The 17783-nt window shown below is 38.6% G+C and carries 18 protein-coding genes; all 18 read right to left on the minus strand.

Translation table 11 applies throughout. The annotated features are described in order from the left end of the window. Positions 1-6: 6 nt before the first annotated feature. Positions 7-450 carry an IDEAL domain-containing protein gene (locus CIL03_RS11070; RefSeq protein WP_094885908.1) on the minus strand — a complete coding sequence of 148 codons (444 nt, stop codon included), beginning with the start codon at positions 448-450 and terminating at the stop codon, positions 7-9. A 104-nt stretch (positions 451-554) separates the two neighbouring features. Then, positions 555-1604, minus strand: coding sequence for a hypothetical protein (locus tag CIL03_RS11075; RefSeq protein ID WP_094885909.1), 1050 nt, complete (start codon positions 1602-1604; stop codon positions 555-557). Between the two features lie 170 nt (positions 1605-1774). Beyond that, entirely contained in the window at positions 1775-2134 is a 360-nt protein-coding gene (locus CIL03_RS11080; protein ID WP_094885910.1) for a DUF779 domain-containing protein, read from the minus strand. A gap of 84 nt (positions 2135-2218) precedes the next feature. Then, the gene (gene adh, locus CIL03_RS11085; RefSeq protein ID WP_094885911.1) at positions 2219-3739 is read right to left on the minus strand and encodes an aldehyde dehydrogenase; all 1521 of its coding nucleotides are present in this window, start codon (positions 3737-3739) and stop codon (positions 2219-2221) included. A 542-nt stretch (positions 3740-4281) separates the two neighbouring features. Continuing rightward, entirely contained in the window at positions 4282-4467 is a 186-nt protein-coding gene (locus CIL03_RS11090) for a cold-shock protein (protein WP_094885912.1), read from the minus strand. 139 nt (positions 4468-4606) lie between these two features. Beyond that, positions 4607-5350 (minus strand): Cof-type HAD-IIB family hydrolase, encoded by a 744-nt coding sequence (locus tag CIL03_RS11095; protein WP_094885913.1) that lies wholly within the window; start codon positions 5348-5350, stop codon positions 4607-4609. 17 nt (positions 5351-5367) lie between these two features. Further along, a complete protein-coding gene (locus tag CIL03_RS11100; protein ID WP_094885914.1) occupies positions 5368-6549 on the minus strand; it encodes an MDR family MFS transporter in 1182 nt (393 codons plus the stop codon). A gap of 86 nt (positions 6550-6635) precedes the next feature. After that, positions 6636-7124, minus strand: coding sequence for a DUF1648 domain-containing protein (locus CIL03_RS11105; protein ID WP_094885915.1), 489 nt, complete (start codon positions 7122-7124; stop codon positions 6636-6638). Positions 7125-7162: 38 nt separating this feature from the next. Continuing rightward, on the minus strand, positions 7163-7759 hold the full coding sequence (locus CIL03_RS11110; RefSeq protein ID WP_094885916.1) for a pyroglutamyl-peptidase I: 597 nt from the start codon (positions 7757-7759) through the stop codon (positions 7163-7165). An 18-nt stretch (positions 7760-7777) separates the two neighbouring features. Next, on the minus strand, positions 7778-8716 hold the full coding sequence (locus CIL03_RS11115) for a 5-oxoprolinase subunit C family protein (protein ID WP_094885917.1): 939 nt from the start codon (positions 8714-8716) through the stop codon (positions 7778-7780). A 67-nt stretch (positions 8717-8783) separates the two neighbouring features. Beyond that, positions 8784-9548: a LamB/YcsF family protein gene (locus CIL03_RS11120; protein WP_094885918.1), complete on the minus strand. Its 765-nt coding sequence runs from the start codon at positions 9546-9548 to the stop codon at positions 8784-8786. 6 nt (positions 9549-9554) lie between these two features. Then, positions 9555-10265 (minus strand): 5-oxoprolinase subunit PxpB, encoded by a 711-nt coding sequence (pxpB, locus tag CIL03_RS11125; protein ID WP_165767939.1) that lies wholly within the window; start codon positions 10263-10265, stop codon positions 9555-9557. Between the two features lie 110 nt (positions 10266-10375). Continuing rightward, positions 10376-11584 carry a CynX/NimT family MFS transporter gene (locus CIL03_RS11130; RefSeq protein ID WP_240508052.1) on the minus strand — a complete coding sequence of 403 codons (1209 nt, stop codon included), beginning with the start codon at positions 11582-11584 and terminating at the stop codon, positions 10376-10378. A 324-nt stretch (positions 11585-11908) separates the two neighbouring features. After that, the gene (locus CIL03_RS19615; protein ID WP_108721249.1) at positions 11909-12004 is read right to left on the minus strand and encodes a putative holin-like toxin; all 96 of its coding nucleotides are present in this window, start codon (positions 12002-12004) and stop codon (positions 11909-11911) included. Between the two features lie 244 nt (positions 12005-12248). Then, a complete protein-coding gene (gene ltaS, locus CIL03_RS11135) occupies positions 12249-14192 on the minus strand; it encodes a lipoteichoic acid synthase (RefSeq protein ID WP_094885921.1) in 1944 nt (647 codons plus the stop codon). 267 nt (positions 14193-14459) lie between these two features. Then, positions 14460-16154 carry a methyl-accepting chemotaxis protein gene (locus tag CIL03_RS11140; RefSeq protein ID WP_094885922.1) on the minus strand — a complete coding sequence of 565 codons (1695 nt, stop codon included), beginning with the start codon at positions 16152-16154 and terminating at the stop codon, positions 14460-14462. A 215-nt stretch (positions 16155-16369) separates the two neighbouring features. Further along, on the minus strand, positions 16370-16624 hold the full coding sequence (locus CIL03_RS11145) for a hypothetical protein (protein WP_094885923.1): 255 nt from the start codon (positions 16622-16624) through the stop codon (positions 16370-16372). A 184-nt stretch (positions 16625-16808) separates the two neighbouring features. Next, positions 16809-17765 (minus strand): agmatinase family protein, encoded by a 957-nt coding sequence (locus CIL03_RS11150; protein ID WP_094885924.1) that lies wholly within the window; start codon positions 17763-17765, stop codon positions 16809-16811. Positions 17766-17783 lie beyond the last annotated feature (18 nt).

Below are 17783 nucleotides of genomic sequence, written 5' to 3' on the forward strand. Positions count from 1 at the left end.
CTTTTTTTACAGTAATTTAACTAATTTATAAAAGGCGTCTTTGTCACGATTGTCTAACGCCTGATCAATCATTCGCCTAATATTTTCTTTTTCCATATCCTCAATTACAGCTGTTGTAATTTTGGATTCATTTTCTTCCTGTTCAACTTTTTTTTGCTCATAATAAGGCTCAATAATAGCATGCAGCTGATTTAAAAAATCGGGAAGGGAAATTAATTCAGCCATGGTCACATATACGATTTCTTTTCCTTTTTGGAAGGCAAACTTAGCATCAATATTTTCTACACTGTATGTTTTCCTGTTTATACGTATTTCTTTTGCTTCTACAGGGATAAACTGGTACACTTTTTCATTGAGCAAAATTGAAAAGTACTGGTATGCCAGAATAACTCGGATATACTTTGCATCAGCTTTAATATAATATGGTTTGAGCATTTTTACAGTTAACATCCATTCCACCTCCCGCCTTTTTCTCTAAATTTTCAGTTTATTCATTTTACAACAGATTTATAAAAAATACAAGTGAAAAGGACAGAAATTTGCCCTTTTCGTTTTTAATCAACAATTTGATCTGCAATAAATACAGTAATTAAATCTATTTCATTCTTGCTGGACTTATACATTTCCTCCATTTTTTCCAAATAATGATCTGCCTGTTTTAAATCCTGAATGGCTTTTTTCATATAAGATTTATAATTAGTATTTACCTCATGTATCTCTTTAGCAAACTTTTCATCTGTTCCAGGTGTCACTGTTTCTTCATAGAGGTCAATAATAACCTCTCCTTCTCGTTCAGGGAAAAACTCATGTGGATCTGTACTGTCAAACATACAGAAACTAAGTTCGCGTACAAGCACCATATCAATACTGTTTGGGTCAAAGCTGCAATGATATATTTCCATATCCAATCCATACGCCTTACAGGCATTAATCACCTTCTTCATAAAAGTTGATTTACCCGTGCCAGCACGCCCTTTCACATGGTAAACTTCCGAAATATTTTCAATCACATGTGGTACTTCATTAACAGGACCGTCTTTTGTGTTTGTTCCAAAAAGCCGCCGGCAGACTTGCGATTCGCTATCCTTTTTTTTCACATTGTAAAACAATTTTTCAATAAATTCTTCCGTAAGTATATCCGCTTTGTTGAAGTCCATTTCTTTAATATAAATACCTTCAAGGTCATCATGAATTTTTAGTCCCGTTTCAAAATTATCATAGGCCAGCTGCGTGTACTTATCAAAGTTCTTCTTTACATCTGTAAGCTCTGCAGGTTCAGTTGGCGCCTTCTGTAAAAACAATCCTAAATCAAGCTCAATTGCACCTGACAGATCAGGGGTAGCAATACGATCCATAATGACAGCTACCGAAATTTCCCGAATAATAACGCCTTCGATATAGCCATAACCCAATGTGCTAAGCAGAATTTCAAGTTCATACTGCTCATAGTTTTTTATAATATTTTTTATAATATTTGTTTTCAGCTGATGCGACGGATGTTTTAGAATAATGATCTGATTAAAGCTTTCCACGTTCGAGGGCAAAAAGTTCACAAGTCCCTCCGCGGTGTTGCCTGTAACATAATAATACTTTTTTTTGGACAAGGAAACACATCCTTTTTATGTTGATTTGTTCTTTATTAATTTATGTATATTGACTGTACAAGGTGATTCATTCATTTATTTTACTCGAACATGAATTAATTTCTTTTATTTTCACCAAAAAAATAATCGCCAAACCTCTTAATTAAGGATTTGACGATTATAGTAAGCTATTAAGTGGCGGCTAATTCAGCCCGTTCTGTTTCTGTAAATACACGTGATCTTGATAAGAACCGTTTTCCTTCAGGTCCTTCAAGTGAGAACATTCCGCCACGTCCGTCTACGGCATCGATAATAAGCTGTGTATGCTTCCAATATTCATATTGATCCTTAGAGATATAGAAAGGTGTATTGCCAATTTCGCCCAGTAACAGGTCAGAATCACCAACACGTAATTCCCCTCTTGGATAGCACATTGGCGAACTTCCATCACAGCAGCCGCCTGATTGATGAAACATTAGATCTCCGTGTATTTCTTTCAGTGTTTCAATTAGAGATAATGCTTCCTCTGTTGCTGTAACACGATCAACCATTTTCACCACCCTTTCTAATGAGTTCTTATACTATAATATGCAGAAAAGAGGCTAATTTCACAGCCACTTTATCCTCTATTCTGTTTAGAATAATCCTGCAGGTCCTTCACTATAACTGACTAGCAGGTTCTTGGTCTGCTGATAATGACCAAGCATCATTAAATGATTTTCTCTGCCAATTCCAGATTTCTTATAACCACCAAATGCAGCATGAGCCGGATATTGGTGATAGCAATTCGTCCATACACGGCCAGCCTGAATACCCCTGCCGAAGCGGTAGGCAGTATTGATATTACGTGACCAGACTCCTGCACCTAATCCGTACAGTGTATCATTCGCAATCTCCATCGCTTCTTCATTATCCTTGAATGTTGTCACAGAAAGAACCGGTCCAAAGATTTCTTCCTGGAAAATACGCATTTTGTTATTGCCTTTAAAAATGGTTGGTTCAACGTAATAGCCGCTTTCCAGTTCTCCCTCAAGCTTGTTAAGGTTTCCGCCAGTGAGAAGCTCGGCACCTTCCTGTTTACCGATATCCAAATAAGATGATATTTTCTCCATTTGTTCTTGAGAGGCCTGTGCACCCATCATTGTTTCCGTATCAAGTGGATGTCCAATTTTGATCTCATTTACACGCTTTAGGACCCTTTCCATAAATTGATCATAAATTGATTCATGAACAATCGCACGAGAAGGACAAGTACAAACCTCACCCTGATTTAAGGCAAACATAACCAGGCCTTCAATTGCTTTATCTAAAAATCCATCATCTTGATCCATTACATCCTCAAAGAAAATATTTGGTGATTTTCCTCCAAGCTCCAGTGTGATTGGAATTATATTTTCAGATGCATATTGCATAATTAATCTTCCTGTAGTTGTTTCCCCGGTAAATGCTACTTTTGAAATTCCGCTGTGGGATGCAAGCGGTTTTCCGGCCTCTACACCAAATCCGTTTACAATATTTACAACACCTGGAGGCAGGAGATCCTGAATAAGCTCCATCAGCACATGAATCGATGCAGGCGTTTGTTCTGCAGGCTTTAATACCACACAGTTTCCTGCAGCTAGTGCTGGAGCAAGCTTCCATGTAGCCATTAATAGTGGGAAATTCCATGGAATAATTTGTCCAACAACACCCAATGGCTCATGAAAATGATAGGCAACAGTGTCATTATCGATCTGACTGATACCGCCTTCCTGTGCCCGGATTACACCTGCAAAATAACGATAATGATCCACAGCAAGCGGTAAATCTGCTGCCAATGTTTCCCGGACTGCCTTTCCGTTATCCCAAGTTTCAGCAACTGCTAGCATTTCCAGATTTTCTTCAATTCTATCTGAAATTTTATTTAATATATTTGCTCTTTCCGCAACAGATGTCTTTCCCCATGCATCCTTTGCAGCCATAGCAGCTTCAACTGCCGCGTTTACGTCTTCTTTATTAGATCTGGCAATTTCACAAAAAACTTTCCCCGTTACGGGGCTGGTATTTTCAAAGTACTTTCCATTTGCAGGCGCCCGATACTCTCCACCAATAAAGTTATCATACCTTTCTTTGAAATTTACAAGTGATCCTTCTGTGTTTGGATTTTCGTACCTCATTTAATTCCTCCTTTTTTATTGTAAGCGTTTCCAAATTGTTTGATAAAGTCTGGCTGATACTCTATTATAGATTATAGCAAAAGACTCAGAATTATTCCAACAATTAGTTTACTGTAAAAGGTGAAACAAAAACTTTCTATTTGAATTATGATTGAATTTTACTATTATCTGGACACAAAGAAGCTCTGATTCCTTATGAATCAGAGCTTTTTTAATTACACCAGGAAATTATAAAATTCTTGACTTGTGGATAAATAAACAACCGAATCAGCCACGTCCGGCTCCAGCGCCCAGCGACTAGCGGACTTCCCTCACCTCCGTACGATAAGTCAACATCGGCTCCCTACGGTCGCCGTGTTTCCTTTATCTCCTGCGGCTCAGTCCAGTCCGTACGTCGCTAAACGGGCGCTTGCGCCTTTGTTAGTCTGAAGCTATTTTTCTAAAGTAAAAGACGCCGGGTTACCAAGCGTCATGGTGAGATTAATATATTATTAATAATAACAGTTCAAAATAGCTTCAAGTTTTAATAAGAGGTACTATGCTTAATTCTTCATTTCTGGCAGCACACGTACTTCAAGCTCCATCGTTGAATGACAAAGCGGGCATTCAGGTTCCTTATCAAAACTGTATGACTCTCTCATCCAGCCCTGGCAATCATCACTTGTACACGACCACACATTTGTTTCCACCTCTGGAACAGGCTCTTTTGGTTTCCGAGAAAATGACATGATAGCATCCCCTTTCATTTGCACAGTTCCTATTATACTCCTTTCTGTACAACAAAGAAAGGACTGCAGAAAATCGAAACAGATATAATAAGGATTGCCCGATTTAATGGTAGTTATACATGCCCTGCTGCTTATCTAATTATAATGCAAAACGTTTAATTGCTTTTGCAACACCATCATTATTATTCGTATCGGTTATAAAATCAGCAGCCTTTTTGATGGCTTCCTGAGCATTTCCCATTGCCACTCCCATTCCTGCTTCCTGGATCATTTTTATGTCATTCAGGCTGTCACCAACAGCCATTACCTCATCCATGGTTATCCCGATTTCTTTACAGACAAATGTCAATGCTTTTGCTTTATTGACACCCTCTGGATTCACTTCTATGTTCGTTGGCTGGGAATTTGTCAGTTCCAAGCCTTTTAAATAGGACAGTTCTTTAATTAACTCATCAAGCCTTTTCTTATCAAACGTTGCGAAGCCAATTTTCAGCCACTTATGATCATAGAAATTATCCGGTTTGGAATCTCGAAAAATCTCATTTGTACTTACCATCCACATATTTGCCCCAGCCTCTTTGCCAAGATTCCACATTCTCTCCATTTTTTCTGCTTCCAGCAGATGCTGACCCAATAGCTTTTTATCAACAGTCCATATTTCACCGCCATTGCTCGTAACTAGATAGGAAGTCAGCTTCAAGGCTTCAGCATATGGATAGCAGGAATCAAGCCAGCGGCCAGTGCTTAGAACAACATGAATATTCTTTGCCAAAGCCTCTGCAATAATTTCTTTTGTGTATTCCGAAACATTGTGCTCATTATTAAGCAATGTCCCATCCATATCCAATGCAATTAATTTAATATCTGATTTGTTCTCTGTCATATTTGATTCCTCCACTATTATGCAGTTTGTTTTTTGGCTTTTACATTACGATCATAAAGCTTTGTCGTAATAAAGGGGATGACAAGCAATGCAAAGATAATGAAAAATAATAGCTCAATATTATATAAATCAACAATTAAACCGCCAAATAACGGTCCGACCATCCGCCCGGCAGCACCAACGCTGTTAACAACACCTTGATAAAACCCTGCTCTCCCAGGCGGAGCTAATTTATTTGCCAAAGAGGGAATAGCTGGCCAGACAAGCATTTCACCTGCCGTTAAAATTGTCATTGCCACAGCAAACATTGTGAAATCCTCAGCAAACATTGCTATCAGAAAAGAAATAATGAGAATAACGGTGCCAATGTATATATGCATTTTTTCAGAAGTAACACGGTCTGTCATCCATTTTAACAGAGGTTGCCCAAGAACGATAAGGAAACCATTTATTGCCCAAAGTGCACTGTATAGTTCCAAAGGGATTCCAATGTCCTGTGTATAGGAGGCAATTGTTGACTGCCACTGGCTATATGCAATCCAGGTTAGTAAAAAGCCGCTGCATAAAATTAATAAAGCAATTAATGCAGACTTGCTTTTAACCTTACCGCTTTGCTGGAGCACCGATGTATGCATTTGCCGGTCTTTGTCTTTATCCATAGGTTTGAATGTAAAAAGGACAATACTAAAGAAAACTGCAAATAATGATGCATTAGCAATAAAAATTAAATCAAACGATATACTTGCAACATATCCACCAATCGTTGCCCCTAGTGCGACTCCAAGATTCTGTGCAACGTAAACAGCATTAAATGCCCTTCTCCCACCCTCTGGCCACAATGATCCTGCCATTGCAAACATTACAGGCCATGTGATTCCAGAGCCGAATCCGATAAACACAAGAAGAATGGAATATGCTGTTATACTTTCATGAAGAAAGGATAAACCGATGGCTGAACTCAATGCTATTCCTGTTCCAATGAGAATTATCTTATAGGCACTGTATCTGTCAAACAGTCCGCCGCCAAGTAAATTCCCAACGATGCCAGCTCCTTGATTAAACATCAAAATAAACCCCGCAAAAGCCAAACTTTTACCGAGTTCATTGTGCATGTATATTGTGTTTAGAGGCCATAAAAAAGAGCCTCCAGTTACATTAATTGTAGTTGCTATTACCAATAGCCAAATTTGCTTTGGCATTGCCCATCATCTCACAATCTTGATCTGTTCCACATATCTAAGCCATTTTAATATATTTATAAGGGGGCAGCAATGGATAAGCATATTTATTTTAACCGTTTCATTTTCCACATAAAATACACAACCGTTCCCAGAACGATTCCAATCATCAGGGGGAGATCCCATACCCCAATACCCAATGTGTTCTTTCCTTTTCCCGCTTGTACCATTCCCCAGGTTATATACGCTGTTATAACTACAATTTCAAAGTTGAGTAATATCATTAAAGAACGGGCTGCCGCATAAACACGCGGAGCATTTTCTTTTGTTACTTTTACATTCAGATTTAACGAGTCCGGTGATTTACTGAGAAAATACATTACCATGTAGCTAGGCAGAATGATCAATGGCATTAAAAATATTGTACCTTTATTACCCCAGTCATCTGCTTCGCCTTTTAGATTAAAATGGGTTGGGATTTTTTCAGGCAGATTGCCATACGAAATCGCAGCATATACTATCGAACCAATGATTAGCACCAGTGATAAAAGGTTAATGACTTTATGCCATCTTTTCGCTGGCACGTCTGTATCCATGTTCAATCTCCTCCCCCAATTTCAAGCAACCATCTACTTTACAAAGATGAAATCGCAATTTTCACAGCTCTCAATAAATCAATATCTGCCCAGCTTGGCATACTTTTCTCCACAGCCAATTCATGTGATGCAGGCAGATGAATGAAACCGGCTTGTATGTTTAAATTATTCTTGTTTAGATAATGCAATGCATGATACATCACATTGTTGCAGAGATAAGCACCTGCAGTATTTGAAATTTTTGCTGGAAGATTTCCGGCTCTCATACTTTTGATCATTTTATTAATTGGCAGGGTGGAAAAATAGCCGTCCTGACCATCTTCAGCTATTTTCTCTCCATCTGGCTTATATCCCCGATTATCGACTGGTCCATCATTGCAGTTAATTGCGATCCTTTCAGGTGTTACACTATTTCTCCCTGCTGCTAATCCCAGGGAAATTATAGCATCGGGTTCATGTTTTTCAATTAGCCTGATTATCTGATTTCCTGATTTACTAAAATCCACAGATAGGATTTCTCCAGCAATCTGGTAACCATTGATTTCTTCTCCAGCTAACCCTTCAACAATTACTGTTGTTGGATTAATAGCAAATTCGAGAAATGGTTCAAATCCTGTAAGCAATAATTTTTTCAATAGCAGCACCCTCTAACTTTAAAAATACTTCCGAAATATTTCTAAGACAGATAAAAAGTTTTCCATTTCCACCAGCCGTTTTTGTGCTTCTTCCACAGATACAGGATAGAATCGGATTTCCCCCTTTGGAACAAGCTGAGCCACTTTTGAAAGATCAGCAGAAATAACCGTTCCTATTCGGGGATAGCCGCCTGTCGTTTGCCTGTCCGCCATTAAGATAATCGGCTGACCATTCCCGGGAATTTGTATTCCTCCCAAGGGGACAGCATCTGACCAGATATCAGCATTTACAGGTGTGATTTTTTTCGATTTTAACCGGTACCCCATCCGATTGGAATTCGCATCAACTGTATAGGTCGAATTGAAAAATCTTTTTCTTTCTTCATTTGTAAAACTGTCTATATGCGGACCTTCCACCACAGCAACCTTTACGGATTTTTTATAAATCGGGATATATTGTTTTTTTAAACCAATCCCCTTTTTTTCTTTTGATGGATAACCACTTATTACTGTCCCGCTTTCCAGTGGAGTCCCAAAACCACTTTTTACATCTGTTGATTTACTTCCAAAATAAGTTCTTCCTTCAAAGCCGCCTGCAACCGCGATATATGAACGGACACCAGATTGATGTTTGCCGAATTCAAGAACATCTCCCTTATTTATACGAATTGTTGACCACATCGGTTTCACAGCACCGTTGATTTTTGGCTCAAGATCCGCCCCTGTTATAGCAATGGTTACAGATGCCATTGCCTGCAGTTTTGGACCAATTAAGGTAACCTCAAGGCAAGCAGTATTTAGTGCATTACCTGCAAGGATATTTGCTATTTGAAATGCAAATTTGTCCATAGCTCCCGAGACAGGAACACCGAAGCGCTGCAAACCCTCACGCCCCATATCCTGTAAGGTTGTCAGTGCGCCTGGTTTGATAACATCAAAAATTTGCTTACTTTCCATAGCTACCACCTTATTTGTTGATATTGTTCAGTAAACGTGCAAACTCACTTTCTATGAAAGTTACCAGCTATTCTACTAACTGGGTCACTTTAATTCCCTGTTCAGTCAATGATTTACGTAAGTTCTCTACAAAGCCGACTGCATGTGGACCGTCCCCATGAACACATACTGTATCAGCTTCTATTTCAACAAGCTCCCCATTCACTGCCTGAACATTTCCAGAACGAAGCATACGCTTAACCTGTGCGACTGCCTGATCCACATCCTGAATTAATGAATTTTTATCATGTCTCGGAGTCAGGCTTCCATCAGGCTGATAGGTACGATCAGCAAACACTTCTGAAGCAACCGTTAATCCTGCTTCTCTTCCGGCTTTTAGTAGTTCACTTCCTGCCAGCCCGTATAAAATTAATGAAGGATTCAAATCATAAACTGCCCGGACGATTGCTTCAGCTGTTGCCCGCTGATATACTGCCTGATTATATAATGCACCATGTGCTTTTACATGTAGCATTTGAACTTGATGAACCTTGCAAAAGGCTTGTAATGATCCAATCTGGTAGAGTACAATCCGATAGATTTCTTCTGGTGAAAATTCGATCATTCGCCTGCCAAAACCTGCAATATCAGGAAAACCGGGATGTGCTCCTATCGCAACATTATATTTTTTAGCCAACCGGATTGTCCTATCCATAACATTTGGGTCCCCCGCATGGAATCCACATGCGATATTTGCTGAACTGATATGCTCAAGTAATCGTTCATCTGAACCAAACGTGTAGGCTCCGAAGCTTTCACCCATATCACAGTTCAAGTCGATTTGTTTTCTCACTTCAGATCACCTCTCTACTATAGAGACTTTAAATCTATTATTTTTAATTTGAGATTCTAATTCCAAAAACTTATCCTTATTTACACGATGAAACTTCACGTAATCTCCTGTCTGAAAAAGAAATTCAGTTCGATCAAACAGTCGGAGCGGTGTTTTCCCGATTATATTCCAGCCACCCGGTGATTCGACCGGATAAATTCCAGTCTGTTCATTAGCGATTCCTACGGCTCCAGCATAAATTTTTCCACGAGGTTCTTCCAGCCTTGGAGTCGCTATTCTTTTATCCAATCCAGCCAGATAGGGAAAACCCGGTAAAAACCCGATCATATAAATGAGATACTCCTGATTTTGATGAATATCGATTACTTCATTTATTTCCAGTTGGCTGTGCTCTGCTACACGCTGCAGATCAGGAGCATACTCTCCACCGTATAATACCGGAACCTGAATAATACGGCTTTTTATTTTTTCACTGGAAATCGGCACTTCATGCAAATCATACAGCTTTTTTATCAAGATGTGAAAGCTTACCTGCTTCGGCTGATAATAAACGGTTACAGAATTAAATGCAGGTACCCATTCAACAACTCCAGGTATGGAAGCTTCTTCAAGTTTTTTGCTATACATCTGAATGGCAGCATTTAATTCGTAAGAGACTTTTCCGGCAAAATTGACCTTGATTGCGGAGTCTCCAACTGCAATTGCAGTAATGCCCAACATCATCACCTCCGGGAAATTCCCTGTTACTAGAATGATAGCATAGCTTATTGGCAAACATCGAGTAAAGGGGGAAGAGCTGTTAAATTCGATAGATATTCTAGGGGAAATTAATCAAACACATACTTGTTCCGCCCTGCCCCCATACCAAACGACATTACCAGAAGAACCACAATAATTAGAGTGATAAGCGGTACAGTCCATGTATGTGTAATGTCGTATAAATAACCAATAAACATTGGTCCAGCTGCAGCCAATACATATCCTAATGATTGCGCCATTCCAGATAATTCTGCTGCCTGTCTTGCACTTCTTGCCCGCATTCCTAAAAAAGTCAATGCTAAAGCAAAACATCCACTTAAGGTGATGCCGATTAAAATCGTACAAATTACCATAACGATGTACGAATTTCCAAAAAGGAGTCCACCATACCCGAATATAGCAAACAAACCCAATACGAGTACAATGCCACGCTGGGATTTGAATTTTTCAGCGATAATTGGAATGATAAAACTTACTGGCAATCCAATAATCTGCATGAATGATAGCATCCAACCCGCAGTAGCTATACTTACACCATAATTATGCAGAATTTCTGGCAGCCATGAAATAGTTACATAAAACAAAAAGGATTGCAGTCCCATAAAGCCAGCCACTTGCCAGGCAAGCGGAGACTTCCAAATGCGATTATCATTTGAACGAATGTAGTTAATTTTAACTGATTTATCCTTTTTATCCTTTTTAACTATATAGATCAAGATAAAGATTCCAATTATTGCAGGGATTGCCCAAACAACTAATGCCAGCTGCCAGCCGAGCCCTAGCCCCTTAGCAATTGGTATGCTCAAACCTGAAGCAGCAGAAGCAAAAATCCCCATGGAGGTTGAATAAATACTTGTCATCAGCGCAACCTTTGCAGGAAACTTTTCTTTTATCACTCCAGGTAATAGCACATTACAAATAGCGATACCCAGTCCGACAAACAATGTTCCAAGAAACAGAAATATTATAAAGGAAACGGAACGGACAGTAATGCCAAATAAAAGAAAAATTAATCCAAGAAGCATGATTCGTTCATTTGTAAATCTGTTAGCAAGTCTTGGAACAATTGGCGACATAATAGCAAATGCAATAAGTGGCAGGCTTGTTAGGATACCGGCACTCCAATTGGATAAACCGAGATCGTCCCGAATTATTCCAATAAGCGGACCAACTGATGTAATAGAGGGACGCAAATTAAATGCCACAACTATAATTCCTGCAATTAGTAAAAAGCGATAGATTTGATTGGATCGATCGCTTGGTTGTTGAAGTTCCACTTGTGTACCACCTTTCAAATCACTAGATTTAAATATAACATAGATGAAAGCAACTCGATTAAGAAATTTGATTGTGCATACTCTGCTCATGCTGAGAAAAAGCCTTAGCTTGTTGAGAGATACCTAATCATCTGCAGCTATGAAATGATTTTTGAGATAGTTATGACCTTCCTGCTGATTTATGGTATACTGTAGGCAGAATGATGCATATACTAAAAAGACCACAGCGGCAACTGTGGTCATCCGATAAGCGGTTCCCCCAGGGGTTCGGCTATCCAGAGAATAGACCTTTCCTTTTCAACTTTTCAGGGTTAATAGGGAGGTCTATTTTTTATTGATCATTCGTGTTACGAGTGTCAGCAGTGCAATCAGAAATGTTCCAAATGCAAACAGCACCATAAAGATCTCATAAATGTCCAAAAGGCATCACCCCCTCATATCCACAGCAGGGCTAGCCGACCAATCCCTAAAAGAACATTATCTACGCATAGTATATCATAAATCCAGTAAATATTACCATAAAAACAGAACATTTGTTTTCATTTGGTTTTAAACGCAATAATTTGTTGAGCCTTTTAACCTACTCTCGTACATACAAAAAAACTGCACCGCCAATTGCTGTAACTTCTACAATTGGGTGCAGTTTTTCTGTTTATATTCTTACTTATTCTTCCTTGCCTTTTTCTTCTTCTTTCATATAGAAATAATCACTTTCATCAACAGGTTCCCATTCCTCATTCGGTGTATAGAAACGAAGCAGGTCACCGTACAATACTTCATCTGAAAGCTCCAGTTCTCGCATAACTGTTTCTTTCATATCGAGCATTTCCTGAGTTGGTTCTTTGATTGCCTCTTTTGTTTCATTATCATAGAAAGTCCCATTAATGGAACTGTACTTTTCTGTCATAAAATCCCCACTGCGGAACGGAACAAATTCCTTGTGATCTTCAGAAAACATGTCAGTACCAAAAAGAATATAGTCTTTTGCATCAATTCCCATCAGATGCAATAATGTCGGCATAACATCCACCATACCACTGTATTCATGATTTGTACCCTGTCCCTCTACACCTGGAACACGAATCATAAATGGCACACGCTGCAATTCTGCATTTTTCAGCGGAGTAATTTCTTCACCAGTAATTTCCGCCATGGCACGATTATGATTTTCAGAGATACCATAATGGTCCCCATAAATCATGATAATGGAATCTTCGTATAGTCCAGCTTCTTTCAGGTCAGTAAAGAATTGTTCGAGAGACTCATCCAAATAACGTGCTGTCTGGAAATAACGGTCTACAGAACCATCACCCGTCTCAGCCGGTGCTATACTAGCATCCTCTTCATCTATTAAATATGGATGATGGTGTGTCAATGTCATCATGTGAGCATAAAATGGCTGTTCCATTTCTTTCAGTAAAGGAATTGACTCCTCAAAGAATGGCTTATCCTTTAAGCCATAGTTAATGACATTTTCCTCACTCATATCATAAAAATCCTCGTGATAAAACTCGTTTATACCAAGATGTTTATAAACCTCATCACGGTTCCAGAATGATTTTCCATCACCATGGAATACCCCGCTGGTATAACCCTGCTGCTGGTCCAAAATAGCCGGCAGTGCCTGATACGTGTTATCACCTTTCGTTGAAAAGGCCGATCCCTGTGGCAAGCCATATAGGGACGTATCCATAATCAATTCAGCGTCAGCTGTTTTTCCTTGCTCTGTTTGATGGAAAAAGTTATCAAAATACGTGAAATTCTTACTTTCATCATTTACCAATGAATTAAGAAATGGTGTTACTTCTTCGCCATGAAGCTCGTAATCTATTAGAAATGACTGAAAGGACTCCAAATGTATCTTAATAATATTTTTCCCTTCACCTTTACCAAAAAGCTCCGGATTCGGTTCTGCATATTTGGATTTTGTATAGTTCTCCACTTCTGTAATATCACTGCTGTCAGCTAATACACGCTGTGTTGATGTTTTTGCACTTTGAATGCCATCATAAATCATAAAATTAAATGCACCAAGATATTTCACCAGATAATTGCGGTCAAATGTACGTTCAAGCAGCTGTGGACGATCCGCTTCTGCCAGCCCTAAATTAATTGCAAATGCAAGGACACCAGCAGCCAAAATCGTTAATGGCTTACGGAACTGCAAACGTTCCAGTGACCAGTTAGACTTCATCTTAATAAACAGTACAATTAAAAAGATAATATCAAGTGTATAGAACAGATCACTCATGATAGTCAAATCAGCAATGCTGCCACCAAGACTTCCGAAATTATCTGTCTGCATCATAGTTGCAATCGTAATAAAGTCTGTATTAAAACGATAAAATACAACATTCGCATATAGGATAAAGCTTAAAATAATATCAATCGCAATAATCCATATACCTGCTTTTCTTCCCCTTGCAAATAGTGCGATTCCCAAAAATATCAACCCGGAGCTGAGAGGATTAAAGAATAATAGAAATTCCTGCAATGCTCCACTAACACCAAGGTTAAATTCGGTTTTATATATAACATATGTTTTTATCCAAAATAGAAATACAGCGATCGCGAAGAACCCCATCTTCGTTGAGAATAATTTCTTCACTTTCTTCACCTCATAATTAACACATTTATTTTTATACTGATATGAAAGTATAATTTTACAAGGAAATCAGTATAAGTGCAACTAAAGCTTTCGCTATTAAAGCTTGGCGATAAGCTAAGTTTTCTAATAACGATTTCTTAGTATACAGCAAAGGTTAGCAGAAAGTCAAAGCTTTTTTTGTTTCATAGACAAATAGGGTTCATAGTAATATATTCCATTCGTTAAATGATTTATAAGCCAGAGCTTTTATCCTAGTTCACTATAATTTTACAGTTTAAACTGTCTAATTAGTCCATTTAATTCTTCTGCCAATCCTGCAAGCTGTTCTGAGCTTGCTGCAACTTCTTCCATAGAACTTGTTGTTTGTTCAGAAGATGCTGATGTTTCTTCCACACCTGCAGCGGCTTCTTCCGAAATGGATGCGATATCCTCGATTGAGCCACTCATTTCCTGGCTGCCTGCTGCTATTTCTTCCAGATTCTCAGATATTACCTTGATACGTTCATTCATTTTCTCCATTGCTTGTTTAATACCATCAAAAGTTTCACTCGTAGTCTTTATCTGATTCGTGCCTTCTACTACTTCCTTGTAGCCATTTTTCAGGGATTCCGTTATATTGCTCGATTCACTTTGGATATTATCAACAATACCCGTTATATCTGTGACTGAAACAGAAACCTGTTCGGCGAGTTTCCTTACTTCGTCAGCAACCACGGAGAATCCTCTGCCATGCTCTCCAGCTCGTGCAGCTTCGATGGCAGCATTCAAAGCCAGCAGATTGGTTTGATCTGCTATTTCCTGGATAACCAACACTAACTGTGAGATGTTTTTAGTTTGCTGTTCCATTCCTTGAACTTTATTAACTGCTTCCTCAACAATCTGATCAATCTTATTCATTTGTTCAGAGGATGCTGTCATTAAATGACTTCCCCTGTTAGTCATATGCAATACTTCCTCAGATGATTGATGAATTTGTTCCCCATTTTCATTTGTTGACTGAACTCTTTCCGAAAAACTTCCAATAATAGATGCTAAGTTACTCGCATTATTAGCCTGAGATTCTGCACCGCTTGAAAGCTCCTGCATTGTACTTGCAACCTGCTGTGAGCCAGCCTTTACCTCATTTGCAGATTGTGTCAGTTCTTCACTGTGGCTGGTGACCGTTTCTGATACTGTATGGATCTGATTTAATAAATTTCTTGTGTTATTGGACATTTCATTAGTAGCGTAAATCAATTGACTTATCTCATCCGATGATTTTGTCTGAAGCGGTTCACTGCTCATATCACCACTGGCTATTAATTTCATTCGCTGCATTACCTTGATAATCGGCTTGGTAATGCTCCTTGAGGTAATAGAAGTTGCTGCAATACCTAAAATTAATGCAAGTACTGTAATAATTATTCCGAAAATCACATTGTTTTCTCCATTTGAAACAATTTGCTGTCCCATATCATTAATTATATTTTCACGTTTATCAGCTAATTCATTGAAATCTGCTGTGATCTCTTCAGTGAGGGGTCTTACAAATAATGACATAACTTCCATTGCTCTGTCTTCATTCCCGCTTTCGTATGCTTCTATCACATCATCAGTAAAATGCCCCCATTCTACTTTCTTCTCAATGATTGCCTGTACTTCTTCAGAATCATTTAACTCGAGTACACGATTTTCAAGTTCTATTGCTTTATCTACTCCATTATCAAATTGTTCTTTCATCAGGGAATCTCCAAATAATAAATAGCCTCGTAAAAGAGAGGTTCGTTCAATCATATTCTTTGCTATATTCTGGTCTGCACTTAATAATTCAAGTTGCTCCTCCATCATTTCTTCTACTTGCTTATTTGTTTGATTAATACCAACAATATTTATAGCTGATAAAAGAATAAGCAAAAGCAATACGATAGAAAATCCGAAAACAATTTTAGTTTTTATACTTTTCAATGTGATTCGTTTCTTCAATTTGCGCACCTCTGTTTTTATATTTATGAAATACGTACAGGAGACTAAAACAATCAAGTTCCCCTTTGGTTGTATGTACCTATCTTGTTTATCGGTTGGATTCTGTACTTATGAAGTTAATAGGGAAAAGCAGAAATATTTAGTTAATTCCTTTGACATGAACACAATTGATAATATATTTTAGAGCAAAAAAAATAAGCCTGCTTGTGCACGCTTTAGTTCATAATACTCTGTACGATTAAATTATTCGTTCCTTTTTCCTGATGGCATTCCATCAATATTGCTAACTGATTATCCAGGTTTTTAACATTTTGTTCTAAACCATTTATATCAAGTTCTACATTATTTGCTTTATTTTCCAGTAGTGTATACAGTTCATCAATTTGATGGCTTTTTATCTGTACGTCTTTCAAATCTTCCAGTAATAGTGTAATAGCATGCAACAGATCTTCCATCATTTCCTTGGTCAATCTGTTCCCCCCTTTACATATCTGTAAATCAACTGTAACATTCACAAATTTTTTGAACAAGTGTCATTAGAAGGATATTCTGAATTCAAAATAGGTAAAAGTATCTGCAGTAAATCCGGGATGAATTTATGTACATACAAAACCGCCGCCCAACAGGGGCAGCGGTCGTATAATGGAACTCGTTTTATTTTTTATTTTCTCTTAAAATATTCCCGGCCAGTGCGTATAGCACAGCATAAGTTACAAAGTGGGATGAATTATCATTGGTATCCTGCTGCGGATAAACCTCCACATAATCCATACCGCGGATGCCAAGCTGTGAAAACTCAAGTATAAGTTCAAGCAGTTCATAGGAAGTCAATCCATTTCCATCTACAGGTCCACCAGGGTTAAACGCAAAATCCAGTACATCGCTGCAAATACTTAAGTAAACTGCTTCCGTTCCCTCGCTGGCAATAGAATAAGCATGACGTGCAAGCTCTGTAAGATCATTGGCTGATTTTCGAATATCCCTTACAGAAATTGTAGTTGCTCCAACTTCATTAGCATATTTTCCTGTTTCCGGAGCATTACGCGGACCATGAATTCCCATGTGAACAATACTCTCGTTCCGCACATGCTCACTTTCATAAATCCGGTGGAACGGGGTGCTTCTCGCATATAAATCACCCTCATATTCCTTGTAATTATCATAATGGGCATCAAGATGAATGATCCCCACTTTCCCTTCTACTTCCTCACTCAATGCTTTTACGATTGGATAGGTAATGCCGTGATCTCCACCGAATGCAACAGGGAATTTCCCTGTTTTCCACACATCTCCGGCAAAATTTTGAATCCGGTTCATTGTTTCAATTGTATCTGCTGGAACGACATCCACATCACCAAGATCGCCAATCTTATAGTGACTGAGCACATCCATATGGTTAAGTTCTGGTAAATAACCGGAATAACGGGCAGAGTTTAAGCGGATAACCTTTGGCCCCAGTTCACAGCCGGTATAATCCCCCCAGGTCACTGATCCTTCCCATGGCACTCCATAAATCAGTACATCTCTGTCATTTGCGCTGCCATCACTTAGTTTTACTTTTTTTCCTCCCATAAAACAAGGTGTGTTTCCATATAACTTTTCCTGACTCATGCTGTATCAACTCCTAAA

Source organism: Virgibacillus indicus (assembly GCF_002266285.1).
GTDB classification, from domain to species: domain Bacteria; phylum Bacillota; class Bacilli; order Bacillales; family Amphibacillaceae; genus Virgibacillus_K; species Virgibacillus_K indicus.

Bases quoted from the DNA above. Each gene is read 5' to 3' on its own strand.
- CIL03_RS11105 (WP_094885915.1), bottom strand. From the start codon at position 7,124: ATGGATACAGACGTGCCAGCGAAAAGATGGCATAAAGTCATTAACCTT.
- CIL03_RS11115 (WP_094885917.1), bottom strand. From the start codon at position 8,716: ATGGAAAGTAAGCAAATTTTTGATGTTATCAAACCAGGCGCACTGACA.
- CIL03_RS11080 (WP_094885910.1), bottom strand. From the start codon at position 2,134: ATGGTTGATCGTGTTACAGCAACAGAGGAAGCATTATCTCTAATTGAA.
- CIL03_RS11150 (WP_094885924.1), bottom strand. From the start codon at position 17,765: ATGAGTCAGGAAAAGTTATATGGAAACACACCTTGTTTTATGGGAGGA.
- CIL03_RS11070 (WP_094885908.1), bottom strand. From the start codon at position 450: ATGTTAACTGTAAAAATGCTCAAACCATATTATATTAAAGCTGATGCA.
- adh (WP_094885911.1), bottom strand. From the start codon at position 3,739: ATGAGGTACGAAAATCCAAACACAGAAGGATCACTTGTAAATTTCAAA.
- CIL03_RS11100 (WP_094885914.1), bottom strand. From the start codon at position 6,549: ATGCCAAAGCAAATTTGGCTATTGGTAATAGCAACTACAATTAATGTA.
- CIL03_RS11090 (WP_094885912.1), bottom strand. From the start codon at position 4,467: ATGTCATTTTCTCGGAAACCAAAAGAGCCTGTTCCAGAGGTGGAAACA.
- CIL03_RS11095 (WP_094885913.1), bottom strand. From the start codon at position 5,350: ATGACAGAGAACAAATCAGATATTAAATTAATTGCATTGGATATGGAT.